Annotated in this window: 13 protein-coding genes and 1 pseudogene; 2 read left to right on the top strand and 12 right to left on the bottom strand. The window is 58.5% G+C overall.

Features of this window, described 5'->3' with window-relative positions:
• Positions 1-61: 61 nt before the first annotated feature.
• The 6 genes from U1R88_RS34835 to U1R88_RS34810 form a co-directional block, all read right to left on the bottom strand.
• On the bottom strand, positions 62-352 hold the full coding sequence (locus tag U1R88_RS34835; protein ID WP_322435451.1) for an invasion associated locus B family protein: 291 nt from the start codon (positions 350-352) through the stop codon (positions 62-64).
• 618 nt (positions 353-970) lie between these two features.
• The gene (locus U1R88_RS34830) at positions 971-1,474 is read right to left on the bottom strand and encodes an SPW repeat protein (RefSeq protein ID WP_322435450.1); all 504 of its coding nucleotides are present in this window, start codon (positions 1,472-1,474) and stop codon (positions 971-973) included.
• Between the two features lie 18 nt (positions 1,475-1,492).
• On the bottom strand, positions 1,493-2,446 hold the full coding sequence (locus U1R88_RS34825; protein ID WP_322435449.1) for an ABC transporter permease: 954 nt from the start codon (positions 2,444-2,446) through the stop codon (positions 1,493-1,495).
• Complete coding sequence (locus tag U1R88_RS34820; RefSeq protein ID WP_322435448.1) at positions 2,436-3,371, bottom strand: ABC transporter ATP-binding protein; 936 nt, start codon at positions 3,369-3,371, stop codon at positions 2,436-2,438. The genes U1R88_RS34825 and U1R88_RS34820 overlap by 11 nt, the downstream gene beginning before the upstream one ends.
• On the bottom strand, positions 3,371-4,597 hold the full coding sequence (locus U1R88_RS34815) for a COG1470 family protein (RefSeq protein WP_322435447.1): 1,227 nt from the start codon (positions 4,595-4,597) through the stop codon (positions 3,371-3,373). Before U1R88_RS34815 ends, U1R88_RS34820 begins: the two co-directional genes overlap by 1 nt.
• A gap of 126 nt (positions 4,598-4,723) precedes the next feature.
• Positions 4,724-7,144 (bottom strand): penicillin-binding protein 1A, encoded by a 2,421-nt coding sequence (locus tag U1R88_RS34810; protein WP_322435446.1) that lies wholly within the window; start codon positions 7,142-7,144, stop codon positions 4,724-4,726.
• 931 nt (positions 7,145-8,075) lie between these two features.
• Here U1R88_RS34810 and U1R88_RS34805 point away from each other — a divergent pair.
• Both U1R88_RS34805 and U1R88_RS34800 read left to right on the top strand, forming a co-directional pair.
• Positions 8,076-8,735, top strand: coding sequence for a cytochrome c oxidase assembly protein (locus U1R88_RS34805; protein WP_322435445.1), 660 nt, complete (start codon positions 8,076-8,078; stop codon positions 8,733-8,735).
• A gap of 275 nt (positions 8,736-9,010) precedes the next feature.
• On the top strand, positions 9,011-9,571 hold the full coding sequence (locus U1R88_RS34800) for a DUF4336 domain-containing protein (protein ID WP_322435444.1): 561 nt from the start codon (positions 9,011-9,013) through the stop codon (positions 9,569-9,571).
• Here the strand turns inward: U1R88_RS34800 and tnpC are convergent.
• The 6 genes and pseudogenes from tnpC to U1R88_RS34770 form a co-directional block, all read right to left on the bottom strand.
• Positions 9,496-11,028, bottom strand: coding sequence for an IS66 family transposase (gene tnpC / locus U1R88_RS34795; protein ID WP_322435443.1), 1,533 nt, complete (start codon positions 11,026-11,028; stop codon positions 9,496-9,498). The two genes, U1R88_RS34800 and tnpC, sit on opposite strands and share 76 nt — an antisense overlap.
• A gap of 56 nt (positions 11,029-11,084) precedes the next feature.
• A complete protein-coding gene (gene tnpB / locus U1R88_RS34790) occupies positions 11,085-11,411 on the bottom strand; it encodes an IS66 family insertion sequence element accessory protein TnpB (RefSeq protein ID WP_425545533.1) in 327 nt (108 codons plus the stop codon).
• Positions 11,412-11,437: 26 nt separating this feature from the next.
• Positions 11,438-11,890, bottom strand: a complete 453-nt coding sequence (tnpA, locus tag U1R88_RS34785; RefSeq protein ID WP_322435441.1) for an IS66-like element accessory protein TnpA — start codon at positions 11,888-11,890, stop codon at positions 11,438-11,440.
• A gap of 79 nt (positions 11,891-11,969) precedes the next feature.
• Positions 11,970-12,248, bottom strand: a pseudogene (locus U1R88_RS34780) (LysR substrate-binding domain-containing protein); the annotation flags it as partial.
• Between the two features lie 301 nt (positions 12,249-12,549).
• Positions 12,550-13,356, bottom strand: coding sequence for a crotonase/enoyl-CoA hydratase family protein (locus U1R88_RS34775; protein ID WP_425545532.1), 807 nt, complete (start codon positions 13,354-13,356; stop codon positions 12,550-12,552).
• A gap of 43 nt (positions 13,357-13,399) precedes the next feature.
• Positions 13,400-14,164, bottom strand: a complete 765-nt coding sequence (locus U1R88_RS34770; RefSeq protein ID WP_322435452.1) for an acyl-CoA dehydrogenase C-terminal domain-containing protein — start codon at positions 14,162-14,164, stop codon at positions 13,400-13,402.
• Positions 14,165-14,253: the final 89 nt, after the last annotated feature.

The following is a 14,253-nucleotide window of genomic DNA, read 5'->3' as shown; positions in this document are numbered from 1 at the left end:
CATGGCCGCGCTCGTCGGCTCGCTATCGCGCACCGCCAATGGCAAAGCCTCCTGAACGCGACTACTTCACGGGAGACGCCTTGGCGAAGCCAGTAAGCGAAAAAGTATCGACGTTGCGATGTCCACGGCCAGTCAACGTCACGATTGTCAGGCGTTGACCTGCTTTCATCAGCTCGATAATCTTGCCCTGATCCCCGTCGTTTTGCGGCGAGCCATTCTCGCCTTTCCCATAGACCATGAAACTGCGTCCTCCGATCTGGAGGCTATGCGAGCTTCCCGTCCGGAGGGGAAATCCCAGGGAGACAGCAATTTCCGGCATTGCAACCCTTCCCGCATGATGGGTGACGAACATGCTGCCGGGATCTCGGCGCAGGCCATCGGGGCTTCTTACCTTCGGAACGGCTTGTACGTAGCAATCCCGAGTGTTCGAACCCTCCACCGCGTAAACCTTCCAGTCCCCGAATGTGCCCATGAGCTGAGGCGATGCCGCCATTGCGGGCGCCAAACTTCCTCCAACGAGCACAGCGATGGCCGCAAGGAGCCGAGGCCACGTCAAATAACGACTCCATCGGATCTTGGCAGGCATAAAGGCCGTGATCTTCGTTGGGCAACGGGGCACACGTTTGGCGGCTGGCATTCCGTGGATTCCTTGCAAGAAAGGGGCATTGGCCACTTGAGAGCGTCGGCGCGGGTGCGCGGCTCGGCGCAGGACCTGCGTTGCCTAGGGAGGCCGTCTGCCCATGTAAGAGGTCTGCCAATCTATATCGAGTTTCGATATAGATTGGCAATCGGGGCGAAGCCAGAGCTGGTGCCAAGGTAAATGATCGTTGAACGAGAATAGTAGGCTCCACGGGGTGAAAGCTACGCGTAAGATGCGCTCGCTATCGCCTTCTTTCAGCAAGCTGGACCTCGAGGCGGCTATGTCGAGGTCAGAATCCTTGCTGTAGCGCGTCGGATATGAAGTCAGCTGTCATTGCTTGGTGGCAACAGGAGAATGTCTGAATGACCATTCGGCCCAGAGTGACACCGCGATTGTCAGAAGGCCTATGACGCGGTGAGCCCAGGCGATGAGAAAATCCGTCCCAAAGCCGAGGAGATGCGGGGCGAAAACGAGCCAGAGCCCAAGTGCGGTCGTGACCCATTCTTCCCACTGGGAAATCTGGAACAGCGACGCTTCGAAAAGAGACGCCGCGGCGAGATAGGCAAGCAGGATTGCCCCCAGCCAGGCGCTCCAACTCGCTGCGTGATCGCCGGTGCCGGCGATCCACGGCATGACAAAAAGAGCGAGCGCAAGGATGCCGAGAAGCCAATCCTGCGCGCTTTTATTCTGCCAGATCGTACGGGGCATTTCGTCCTCCAACACTGACGCCAGATAGGTTCGAAAAAGGAAGCCAAATATATCGAATATCGATATATTTGGCTTGTTAAATTGCCGTAATGGGGCGGCGCCTGCCTTGGTTAAGGCGTCGCCCATCGGGGATGTTCCTCCTGATCAGGCCCTAACTTCCTGGCGCTGGAAGGCGATGTAGGCGATGGTGTAGACCAGCACCATCGCCGCAATCATTCCGGACAACTGCGGCCAGATCAAAAGAATGCTTTGCCCGAACGGAAGCGGCGAGCCGATTACCGCGCCCTCGAGTTGACTCATGAACACGAGCCCGAGGGAACGGGTTGCCGGATTGAGGAGGGCGCTGATCGTCTCGCCATAGAGCGTATTCGGCGAGAGACGCGCAATCATGTGCGAGACCTCCATCTGATGGACCGCCGTCATTGGATCATAGGGATTGACCGGAGCGATGAAGCTGGCCGCCAGTGGTGCGATCATGCCCCAGAACAAGGTGAACACCAGCCACAAGGTCAGCGTCGCGAGCGCTGATGTGGCGGGGGAGCGGAAGATCGTCGAGAACAACAGCGCCACCGCCAGCCACACGCCTGCATAGGCCAGTGAAGCCAGGAGAAACGCGATGCCGCGCAGGATTTCCTCACCCGACGGAGGCAGGCCCAAAGTGAGAATGCCCATGCCTGTTATCAGCAGCCATAGAACGAGGAGGCAAATGCCGATGACCGTCATCCCGCCCAGGAATTTTCCCGCCAAGAGCGCGTCACGATAGATAGGTTGGGACAGGATACGGCTCATCGTCCGGCGGCTATACTCGCCATTCACCGCGTCAAATCCCAAGGCGATGCCAACCAATGGCAACAGGAACCCGAGGAAGGCGACGAAGGAGGGTAACGGTTCGCGGGCGGTCGTCAGCAGGCGCAGGAAGAGAAACGGATCTTCGCCGACATTGGCCTTGATCTGACCGATCGCGCCATAGATCGCGCCGGCCGCGGTGAGAATCACCAGTAGAGTCACCAGATGCATCCTGGCGCTCGTCATATGATCAGCGGCCTCTTTGAGGGCTACAGTCGACGTCCCGGTAAAAGGCGAGCCTTCACGCTGCATGTGTCACCTGTTCAAAATAGCGGACATAGACATCGTCGAGGCTGGATCTTTCGGAGGAAAGACGGCTTAGCGTACCTCCTGCCTGAATGATCGTTTTGGCGATTTCGTTGCGCAGGTCTCGGTCAGCCTCGACGCGCAATACGCCGGATGCCGACGAGGATATCCGGGTGACGCCAGCGATGCGACCCAGTAGGGCTTCTGCCTGGCATCCCTGCGCTTCGACTTCCGTCACACCGAAGCCCCCAAGCACCTGCCGTGCAAGGTCGGGAACACGCCCTACCAATCCCGCCTTGCCGCGATGAAACAGGGCAACGCGTGAGCAGACCGCCTCGACCATGTTGAGCAGATGCGAAGAAAGGATCACCGTCATTCCCTCTCGCGACAGCCGGCCGATCAATTCGAGCAGTTCCTGGGTCGACTGCGGATCGAGACCTGCAGTGGGCTCGTCCAGGATCGCCACCTCGCATGCCTTGACCAGCAACTCGGCTATTCCCAGGCGTTGCCGCATGCCGCGGGAAAAGGTTGCGACGCGCCGGTCGGCCACATCGCTCAGGCGTACCCGCGACATGGCCGCATCGATACGAGGCTGCAGTTCGGATGTCGCAATCCCGCCCAGTCTTGCGGTGTAGGTTAGGTTTTCTCTTGCGGTGAGGTGGTCGTAAAACCCAACGGCATCGGGCAGATATCCCACTTTCCGCTTCACCTTGAGCGGTTCGCGCAAGGGATCGAAGCCCAGTACGCGCACGTGCCCGGTACTGGGTTCGGTCAAGCCAAGGAACAAGAGGATGCTCGTCGTCTTTCCCGCGCCGTTGGGACCGAGCAGGCCGAAAACCTCGCCTGCTTCGATGGTGAGATCAAGCGCATCGACCGCAATCGCCTGGCCATAGCGCTTGGTGAGGCCTTTGGCCTCGATCACCGGGGTCATCAGCGCCGACCGTAGCGCGTCACGGCGAAGCCGAGCACGAGGACGGCAGCCGCAATGACGCCGAGGCCCGCTGCTCCCCAGACAGTCGAGGTCACCACCGTGACTCGGAAATCAGCATTGTCGTAGACGCCGTCCCCCGATGCACTGACGTTCACCATGTAGTCGCCTGCTATTGCCTGTCCCGAGGGCGTCAAATGAAGGGAGACTTCCTGGCTGGCGTTCGGAGCGAGTGCATCGAGGGTCTTGGGTTCGAACTCGGCTTTCCAGCCCGTTGGTGCTCGCGCGGTCAGCGCCACATTCTTTGCCGGCGCACTGCCCGAATTGGCCAGGGTGAAATTCACATCCGTTTCCTTGCCGGCCACTGCTCGTCCGGACAAGCGCCCGTCGGGGCCGGAGACATTGATCTGCGGCTGCCCGGTGATGTCGAGGCCAAGTTGTGTCTCGCCTTTCGCCTTTGCACTGGTCGCAGCGACCCCCACGCCATATTGACCGGCAGGTATGGTCTTGGGCGGGGCGATGGAAACCTTGAGTGTCTTGCTCTCCCCCGCCTTCAGCGGCAGGCTGGTCAATTCCTGGCTGCCATATTGCTCCTTGAAGGTTGCGACGAAGCCCGGGGGGGTCGTAGCAATCAAGTTGAACGTCCCCGCATCAGGGCTGTCATTCTTGACCGCCACATTGAAGTCGAAGCTGGACTTCGACGTGCCGCGAAGCGCGGGAAGATCGGGCTGCAGTGTCACCTTGGCTGGAGACTGGCTTGCTAGCGTCATGGCGATCGGCAGATTGAGGGCCTGCCCCTCATTGGTCCTTCCCTGTACGATGAAGTCGTAGGTTCCCGGTTTCGCATCCTTGGGAGGCGTGAGCTTCAGGGTGAGGCGCTGGTTTTGGTCGGGGGTCACCATCGCCGACGAAATGGGCCTGCCGCCGCCGGAAAGCTCCCATTGCCAATCCTTTGGCAGGCCGGTCAGGGAAAAAGACACAGTGGCGAGGGGGCGATTGACGTTGGATAAGGTGATGTCGAGCCTGGCGTCGTCGCCAATACGCTCGGTTAGGGCAGGAAAATCCGTAGCCAGCCAAAGGCCGGACGGCTTTCCTGTTTGGTCCTGGGCCAAGGCTGGCATTCCAGCCGACAACAGTGCTCCCGACAAGACGAGCGACGAAGCCAGAAGGCGGATTCGCATGGTGGGTTTCTCCCTATGTTTTACCCCATGCCTCCCAGCATCAATCATGTATAAATTCAAAATTGGCGAGATTTTGTTGTGTAATTTCTAAAAATAATTAAATAATTTTAAAGTTATATCTTGGTTTTCGATCAAATTATTTAATTTATATATTTAAAATTTTGCTTATTTCGTTCAATATAGGTCGCCAGTCCCTAGAGAAACGCCGTGGCCTTCTTGTTGCAACGAGGCATTGATGGGGCCGTTGTCTGGTGGCGCCGTGCCGATCTTGAAGGCCTCCAGCAATGAGCCTTGTTCATTGCCGGCGCGCTGCCCCGTGCGTGGGTTGACGGTGATCAGTTTTATTCCGGCCGGAGGTTGGAACGGCTCGGCAGGTGTCCCCGCGAGAGCGGCCTGCATGAACTCACCGAAGATGGGGGCGGCCAATCGCCCACCTGTCGCGATGCGGCCCAGGGGACGCGGTACGTCATAGCCAAGATAGACGCCGGCGACCAAATGCGGGGAGTATCCGACGAACCACACGTCTTTGGAATCGTTGGTGGTCCCCGTCTTGCCGGCGATCGGCCGGCCGAGGGATTTCAAGACGCTTGCCGTCCCCCGCTCCACGACGCCCTGCAGCATGGACGTGATCTGATAGGCCGTCGTGGAGGGTAGCACTTGCTCTGTGATGTTGACCAATCGGGGCTCATCCTGCCCAGTCCAGGAGGGAGAATTGCAATCCGGGCATTGGCGCTGGTCGTGCCGGAAAATGATGCTCCCATTGCGATCCTGGATTTCATCCACCAACGAAGGCGTTACACGCTTCCCACCATTGGCGAGCATGGCATAGGCCGTCACCATGCGCGTGAGTGTTGTCGCGCCCGAACCCAGCGACATGGCGATATAGGGTGGCAGGTCGTCGTAAATTCCAAATCGGCGGGCGTAGCGAGCAATCAGGGGCATGCCGATCTCCTGCGCAACCCGGACTGTCATCACATTTCGGGACCATTCCAGGCCAAAGCGCAGTGGGCGTGGACCATAATATTTTCCGCCATCGTTGGCTGGGCTCCACAAAGGCTGTCCGCCACCTGGGTCGATGCTGATCGGGTCGTCTGAAACGATGGTGGAGGGCGTGTAGCCGTCATCGAGCGCTGCCGCATAGATGAAGGGCTTGAAGGAGGAACCCGGCTGGCGCCACGCCTGTGTGGCACGGTTGAAGTTGCTGTATTGGAACGAAAAGCCGCCATCCATCGCAAGGATGCGGCCGGTCACGGGGTCCATCACGACGATCGCTCCCGATATCTCCGGTATCTGACGAAGTTCGAAGGAACTGCGATCTTTGGCCGAGGGAGCGACATATACGACGTCTCCAGCTTTGAGGACATCGTCCACGCTCGCCACGGAATGGCCGCCGAACGAATGCACCCAGCGCACACCGTTCGAGTTGATCGTACCGGTGCTGAGACGACTGGCTTCCCGCCGCTTGCCTTCGGGAGTGTGACGCAGGCCTATCAGTGCCGTGTCGTGATCGACCTTGAGCACGACTGCCAGTTGCCAGGGCGCGACATCGTCGGGCTGATCCAATCCTGTAAGTGCTTTGTGCCAATCGTGACTTGGATCAAGATGAGCCACCGGACCACGATAGCCCTGCCGCTGATCCCAGCGTACCAGGCCATCAATCAGTGCTTTGTGAGACAGAGCCTGCAGGCGCCGGTCCAGGGAGGAGCGGATCACCAGGCCGCCCTCATTGAGCTCGTTGGCGCCATAGCGATCGCTCACCTGTTTGCGGATATCCTCGGCGAAATATGAAACACCGTTCGAATGGTCCAAAGGGACATGGCGGCTCGATGCCACCAATGAAGCCTGAGTAGCTTGAGCGGCTTGGTCGAAAGTGATGAAACCTTCATGTGCCATACGGCCGATCACCCAATTGCGGCGGGCAATGGCAGCTTCACGATTCCGGACCGGATCATAATTGCTCGGAGCCTTGGGCAGGCTCGCGAGATAGGCCATCTGCGCAACGGACAGGTTCTTCAGCGATCGGCCGAAATAGTTCAGCGCCGCCTCAGCCACACCGTAATTTCCAGAACCAAGATAGATCTGGTTCAAATAAAGCTCCAGAATTCGGTCTTTGGAATAGGTTTGGCTGATACGAAGTGCCAGGATTGCTTCTTCAAGCTTGCGTCGATACGAGACTTCGTTGTTCAAGAAAAAGTTCTTCACAACCTGCTGCGTGATCGTCGATGCGCCCATCGGCCGCCGATCGGAGCCGTGTTGCTTCAGATTGTTCACGATCGCGCGGACAACGCCAAGCGGGTCGATGCCGGAATTGGAATAGAAGCCTTTATCCTCTGCGGCCAGGAAAGCATCGATGAGTGTCTGGGGGATCAACTGGATCGGCACGAAGATCCGCCGCTGCCTAGCATATTCTGCAAGGATTGAGCCGTCAGCGGCGTAAACCCGCGTCATGATCGGCGGTTCATAGTTTTGGAGTTGCCGATAGTCGGGAAGATCCTTGTTGATGCTGGCAATCACGCCGCCCATCAGGGCCGCTGAAGCCAAAAGCGCAAGCGAGAGGCTGGAAAAAACGAAGCCCAGAAAGCGGATCCAGATCATCTTGTGGGCCCCGTCCGGCGCATGGAAGCGACGTCTTCCGGCGACATAAACGACGGGAATTTCGTATCGAATTTCGACATAACTGCCGAATTAATTTTCAGTAATACGGTTGGTGGGGCAGCTTGCCCTGGCTCAGGTGGGCGAGTTCCCTATCATACTGGTCGCCAATCGATGACCCAGGTGGGCGCTGAGACAGAGGTCGGTTCTCCTCCGCGGCGATCGGCACGCCCCTTTAGTCCGAACGTTCTTCGGGAGCCATTTGCGTCTTCGCGATCCCCACCGTCAGGGTTAGAACGGCTCACGCTACCGGCGCTTGCTATGCAGCCATACTTCGACCACCGATATCGCCCCTCGCCGACTTCGCATTATGGCGGTGTCATCGGTGGATGTTGTTTGATTGAGATACAGATGCCCCGCAGAGCCGAGTGAAGGCAGTTGCGTTGCTTATGATCTCGCGGCGACTTGAGCCTTGTCCACGTATGCGGGGACGCCGGCGATCAATTCCCTTTCACTCGTAAGACCGAGGACAACCCATAAGCACGCCCCGATCAGAACGATCGCAACAATGAAGACTGCGATTGCGGAACAGTCACTCCGATCCATGACACTCAGCCACCATTCTTTAGGGTCCTCATGAGCATGTCTGGAACCCTGCCGTTTCATCTCCGTTCGAACGCAAGCTTAGGAAGGCCTTGAAAGAAGTGCCACGTAATGAGGGACAAAGCATGGCAGGCAGGGCCAGCAGGGCTTGACCGTCGTCTCGAGTGGAGCCTACTATATCGAGAGTCGATATAAATGCGGAGCAGCATGACGTCCCTGCGACCTCATTCCTTACTATAAAACAGATTCATGCCTCTTCTGTCTAATAGTAGATTTTTTCGTTAGAGTGTCACAAAGGTGATTTGTATTTTTATACTATAGAGAGTGTGTGATGATCCCTATAAATAAGGGCGTTCGCCTGACTGTATTGCTCTCTTGCGCATTTGTTGGCAGCATGCTTGTCACAGTGTCTTATGCGCCGGCGCTGTATCGGGCGTTTTGCGGGGCCACAGGCTTCGGTGGGACGACAAGAAGAGCGTCCGGTCCGGTCGCCAGTCATGGCGCCCCCGCCCCTCATGCCCCACTAAAAGTGACGTTTGACACCAATCTGGCACCTGGCCTCGACTGGAGTTTCAAACCCGAGCAGCGATCGGTCACGGTTGATGTCGATTCGCCAACCACGGTCTATTTCGATGCCACGAACAATTCCGAAAAAACCGTCGTTGCCCGCGCAGTCTACAATGTCACTCCGTCGGCAATTGCGCCGTATTTCTACAAGATTCAATGCTTCTGTTTCACTCAAGAGCGGCTCGCGCCAAAACAATCTGCCAGAATGCCGGTTGTGTTCTACATTGATGACAACATGCTCACCGATGCAAGCGCAAGAGGGGTGCAGGAACTTACTCTTTCCTACACTTTCTATGGTCAAAAGGACCTGCCGCCAGACAAGGTTGCAGCGGTTAGGGATCTCAAAGCAGGGTCTGATCGAGAGATTAGGCAAGGGTTCAGTCCTAAAACTCAATATGAGAGCGTAACCAGGCGGCGACAGTAGCCATATTATAGTTTATTGAAAATAAAGTGTCATAATTATTGTCTACGAGGATATAAAATAGTTATTGTAAATTAAATAAAAGCAATTTTTGAACTTATATGGAAGTGTCTGTTCATTTCTGGCTTTTGCGCGGAAACGGAACGGAGATCATTGCCACTGATCCGCAACTCATCGTCCGCCTCCTCTCAACGCCGCTTGCCCCCACTTAGAACAAACCAACCATCAGCCGTATAGTTGACACAGCACCCCTTTGTGGGTGCCAGCGAGGAAACGAGATGGCCCTCACCAGTTACATCTCCGACCAAATACGGCTTTGCACCTATCCTATTCGAATGGCAGGGACGAAGTTCGAAGCACGCATGACGACGATCCGGCTCGCCTCTGGCCTGGTCATGCTGCATTCGCCCTGCCATATCACTGCATCCATAGCCGAGGAACTCTCGGCAATCGGCTCGGTGGGCCACATTGTCGTCCCTGGAAATTTTCACCATTTGCACGCATCCTCGGCGCAGATCGCATTTCCTAGTGCAAGCACGTGGATCTGTCCGGGTATTGAAAGAAAACGGCCCGACCTGAAGTACGATGGCATTCTCGGTGACGTAGCGCCTGCGGGCTGGGCGGGAGAAATTGACCAGGTGCTGGTGCAAGGGACGCGCATCATGCGTGAAGTTGCAATGTATCGCCGCGCCAGCCAAACGCTGATCCTTGTTGACCTCATCGAGAACTTCACGGATGCGACACCCAACAGTAAGCGCCGTTCTCAGGCCACGTCGCGCAGTTTTTCTGCCTCGGCATATGCCCAGGGCATGAGTTCGTCGATGCGACTATTTGGATGAGCGTTGATGATCCTGGTGATGGTGTCGAGGAGATAGGCCTGGGGATCGATGCTTCTGAGTTTACAGGTTTCGATCAGGGAAGCGATGACGGCCCAGTGTTCGGCGCCACCGTCAGAGCCGGCGAAGAGGGCATTCTTGCGCGTCAGGGCGAGTGGGCGAATGGAGCGTTCGACGATGTTGTTGTCGATCTCGATACGGCCATCGTCGAGGAGGCGGCAAAGGCCCTGCCAGCGGGAGAGCGCGTAGCGGATTGCCTCGGCGAGCTTGGTCTTCTGGCTGATCGCGGCGAGCTTGGCCTTGAGCCACGGCTCGAAGGCCTCGATGATCGGCCGGCTCTTGTCCTGACGGACGGCACGGCGTTCTTCGGTGCTCCGGCCGCGGATCTGTGTTTCGATGTGGTAGAGAGCAGCAATTCGTTCGAGGGCTTCGCTGGCGATGGGAGCCGGGCCTGCTGCGGCGAGCTCGAAGAAGCGGCGGCGGACATGCGCCCAGCAAAAGGCCAGCGACACGGCATTCTTCTCAGCTAGCACGCGATAGCCGCCATAGCCGTCAACCTGCAGCACGCCGGTAAAGCCGTCGAGATGGGCAATCGGCCGCTCGGCCTTGCGGTCGGGCGCATAGACATAGGCCACCGCCGGCGGATCCGTGCCGCCCCACGGCCGATCGTCGCGGACATAGGCGAAGAGCTGTCCTGTCTTGGTGCGCCCGCGTCCCGGATCGAGCACCGGCATCGTCGTCTCGTCTGCAAACAGCTTGGTCGAGCCCTTCAGGATCGCCAGCAGCCTTTCATGTACTGGGCGGAGCAGGAAGGCGGCGCGGCCGACCCAATCGGCCAGCGTCGAGCGGTCGAGACTGACGCCCTGCCGGGCATAGATCTGCGCCTGGCGGTAGAGCGGCAGATGGTTGGCATATTTGGAGACCAGGATCTGGGCGACCGTCGCCTTGGTCGGAATGCCGCCTTCGATCAATCGTGCGGGCGCGGGAGCTTGCACCACCACCTCCTCGCAGACCCGGCAGGCATATTTGGGCCGGCGCACCACCAAGACGCGGAACTGGGCTGGTATGATGTCGAGCCGTTCGGCCCGGTCCTCGCCAATCACATGCAGGGGACTGGAGCAGCACGGACAGCTCTTGTCATCGATGTCGACCAGGGTCTCGATGCGCGGCAGATGGGCCGGCAGCGAACCCCGGTTCGCCCGGCGCTTGGATGCGCGTTCTATCTTACGCGCCGGCGATGCTGCCTCGTCTTCGGCCTCTTGGCTGGCATCGGCCTGCTCGACCTCTTCCAGGCTCAGCAGCAATTGATCTTCGGGAAGGCTCTCGGCCCGTTTGCCAAAGCGATGGCGCTGCAGTTCCTTGATAATTTGTTCCAGGCGCGCGGCCCGAGCACGCTCGGCGAGCAGCATTGCCTTGAGCGTTCCGGGATCGTCAGGAAGTGCATCGGCGCCATTTGCCATGGACCGATTCAACCATATTCGTCAGTGGCTTGCGAGTATTTTGTGGCTCGCTGACATCACGCTGGATCGCTCGGAATACGCCCCTCGCGCGCTTCATGAACTCGTCGCCAATCCAACCCTTCCAACAGGGCCGAGAGCTGTGCCGATGTCAGGCGCACCGCGCTGTCACCCAGGCTCGGCCACTGGAATTTGCCATCCTCCAAACGCTTGGCGTAGAGGCACACACCGGTCCCATCCCAAAACACCAGCTTCACCCGATCGGCCCGTTTGGCCCGGAACACGTAGACCGTGCCGCTGAATGGATCGGTCTTCATCTCCTCCCGTACCAGAGCGGCCAATCCCTCCGCCCCTTTGCGGAAGTCCACCGCGCGCGTCGCCACCATGACCTTGACCGTTCCCGTCGGTCCGATCACGACGTTGCCTTCAAAGCGCGGATGACGGCGGCCACGGTTTTGGCGTCGGCGCCACGATCCACTCGCAATGGCACGCCCTCGATCTCCAGTTCGATAATCCCTCGAGACCGAGATGGTTTGCGTGAAGGCTTGATCTGCGGCGGTTGCTCGGGTGCTATCGGCGTCGGCGTCGGCGTCGGCGTCGTTATGACCGCAGCAGCAAACAAGGGCGTGGGCGCATCTATCGCCGGCCTGCGGGCGGCACGCCGCCAGGTGAACAACTGCTGCGGAGAAAGCGTGTGATGACGCGCCACACCGCTCACGCTCGCGCCGGGCTCATAGCTCTCGGCAACGATCCGGGCCTTCTCCTCCTCCGACCACTCTCGCCGTCGCCCGGAGCCTGTGAAAACCTCGAAGCGCCGCACAGGGTCTTCATCGTTGGTTTTAAGCGTAAGCTCTGAAATCGTCATATGTCCAAGCCCTCAGGGGCTTCGAACTTCCCGCTTCACGCCAAAATCTGAAAGGTGGGATCAAAACAGCGCTTACCTCAATCACGGCCTCATTGGTGTTGCACTGTAAGACGGAATCAATGGTCACACGCTCATCGTCGGCGAACCACCATTCCGGTGAAGCCCAGGCACTCGTCGAGGCCGCGATACGATGGTTTTTGAGATCGGCCGGCGTCGTTGGAACACCGTATTTCTCGAAATAGCATGGCGACCCGCAGACCACGCGCCGCACCGCGCCGACCTTAATAGCCGCGAAGCCCGCGTCAGCCAGATGACCGATCCGCACGGCGACATCGATGCCCTCTTCCACGATGTTCACTGTGAATCGGCAAGCGGCTTCCATGCCGATCGGCTTTCCAACTCCCTGATTAGAAACGCATCAATAGTGTCCTTGGGCGATGCCGATTCACACCGAGCGGTTCCCAGCGACGGTCACCGTTCCCTGTGAGCCAGCTTCATCCGCGATCACGCCGCGATCGGATAGAGACAGCGTGCTTGCGGCCTCAGGGCGCGGCAAGACGTTCCGGGCGGGCTTTCAGTGACTTTACTCACATAAAGGAGCCACCTTTAGCGACGCAACCCTGCCAAATCGCAATTCTGTTAGTGACCAATCCCGGATCTCAATAGTTGGCCCGCACACGTGCCGCGCTTTTGTCGGCGAAGGCGGCGAGTCGAGCACGCGCCTCCGGCTGGGTGTTCACCACACCCGCGACGACAGCCTCGGCATAAGCGGCATCCAAAGCAGACATATTTTGTATGTGGCTCACGGCTGAACAGATGGCGAAGTTAGACAGCGGTAGGTTCTGCGCTGCCTTGTGAGCGAGTTCCAGCGCCTTCTCTGAGCTTGACCCTTCGACAATGTACTGCGCAAGCCCCAGATCGACCGCTTCCTGGCCTTGATACACCCGGCCCGTCAGCATCATGTCGATCATGCGCGACTTGCCCACCAGATCGGCGACGCGGATAGTCGCGCCGCCGCCGGTGAAGAGTCCACGCTGGCCCTCAGGCAGCGCAAAATAGGTCGTCTTATCCATGACCCGGATATGGGCGGCGCTGGCCAACTCCAGTCCGCCGCCAACAACCGCGCCGGTAAGGGCCGCTATAATCGGCACGCCGCCATATTCCATCTTGTTGAATGCCTCGTGCCAACGCAGGCAAATATGCATAAACTCCGCCGGGCTGCGGTCAGCTTGATGATGTTCAATCAAGTCCAGCCCGGCGCAAAAATGGTCGCCCGATCCGGCCAGCACAATCGCGCGGACACCCGCGCGAGGAGCTGTGGAAAAAAAGTCGACCAGTTCTTCGATCGTATCTGCGTCCAGTGCATTGCGTTTCATCGGACGGTTCAGGGTTACGACCCAGACCCCCCCGTCATGGGCCTCGATGGCAAGGTTCTCGTATCGGGTGATGTCGATGTGGATGGCCATGTTGCGGTCCTGTTCCCGAGATGAAGATGGGTGATGGATCAAATCAGAATTCGACTTCCAACAGGCTTGCGGCGCCGTGGACGACGCGGGTTCGTTGAAGGTCGGCCTCTTTGAGAACATGTTGGGCGTAGAACCGAGCCGTGGCGATCTTGGCAGCCATGAACTCGGGATCTCGACCGTCCTCTAGGCCCGCTTCGGCGACAAGGGCCGAGCGTGCCAATTGCCAGCCCGCGACAAGATTACCAGCCAGCATCAGGTAGGGCACGGCGCCTGCATAAGCGGCGTTCAGCTCCGTTGGCCTGACCGCAACCAGATGGGCAACGACGGACTCGAATGCTTCGCGTGCGCAAGATAGTTGCGCTGCGATCTCTTGCGCGGCGGGCGAGCCTTGCCCAAGAGCGTTTTCTGTTTGAGCTATCATTTCAGCGATGCGTCTCGCCGTTGATCCACCATCTCGAAGCGTCTTGCGGCCCAGCAGATCATTGGCCTGGATGGCCGTTGTGCCTTCGTAGATCGGCAGGATTCGTGCGTCACGGTAAAACTGGGCAACGCCGGTTTCTTCGATGAACCCCATGCCACCGTAAATCTGTACGCCGGTTGAGGCTGTCTGGAGGCTCATCTCGGTGCAGAATCCCTTTACCAGCGGTACAAGAAATTCGGCTATTGCAAGAGCTTCCGTTCTCTGTTGCGGCGTTGCGGCAAACTGCGCACGGTCCTGCCATCCGGCGGCAGAGGCGGCAAGGGCCCGGCACCCTTCGGTCGTGGCGCGCATATGCGCCAGCATTCGGCGGACGTCCGGGTGCCTAATAATGGGAACTGCCTCTAGGCTTAGGACTCATTGATCAGATCCAGAAGATGACTGCGGCTGCGATGCAGATTGCCGAGAAGAAGGTGTGT

The organism is Labrys sedimenti (assembly GCF_034424805.1).
Classification (GTDB): domain Bacteria; phylum Pseudomonadota; class Alphaproteobacteria; order Rhizobiales; family Labraceae; genus Labrys; species Labrys sedimenti.
This window is presented reverse-complemented; position numbering and strand designations above follow the sequence as displayed.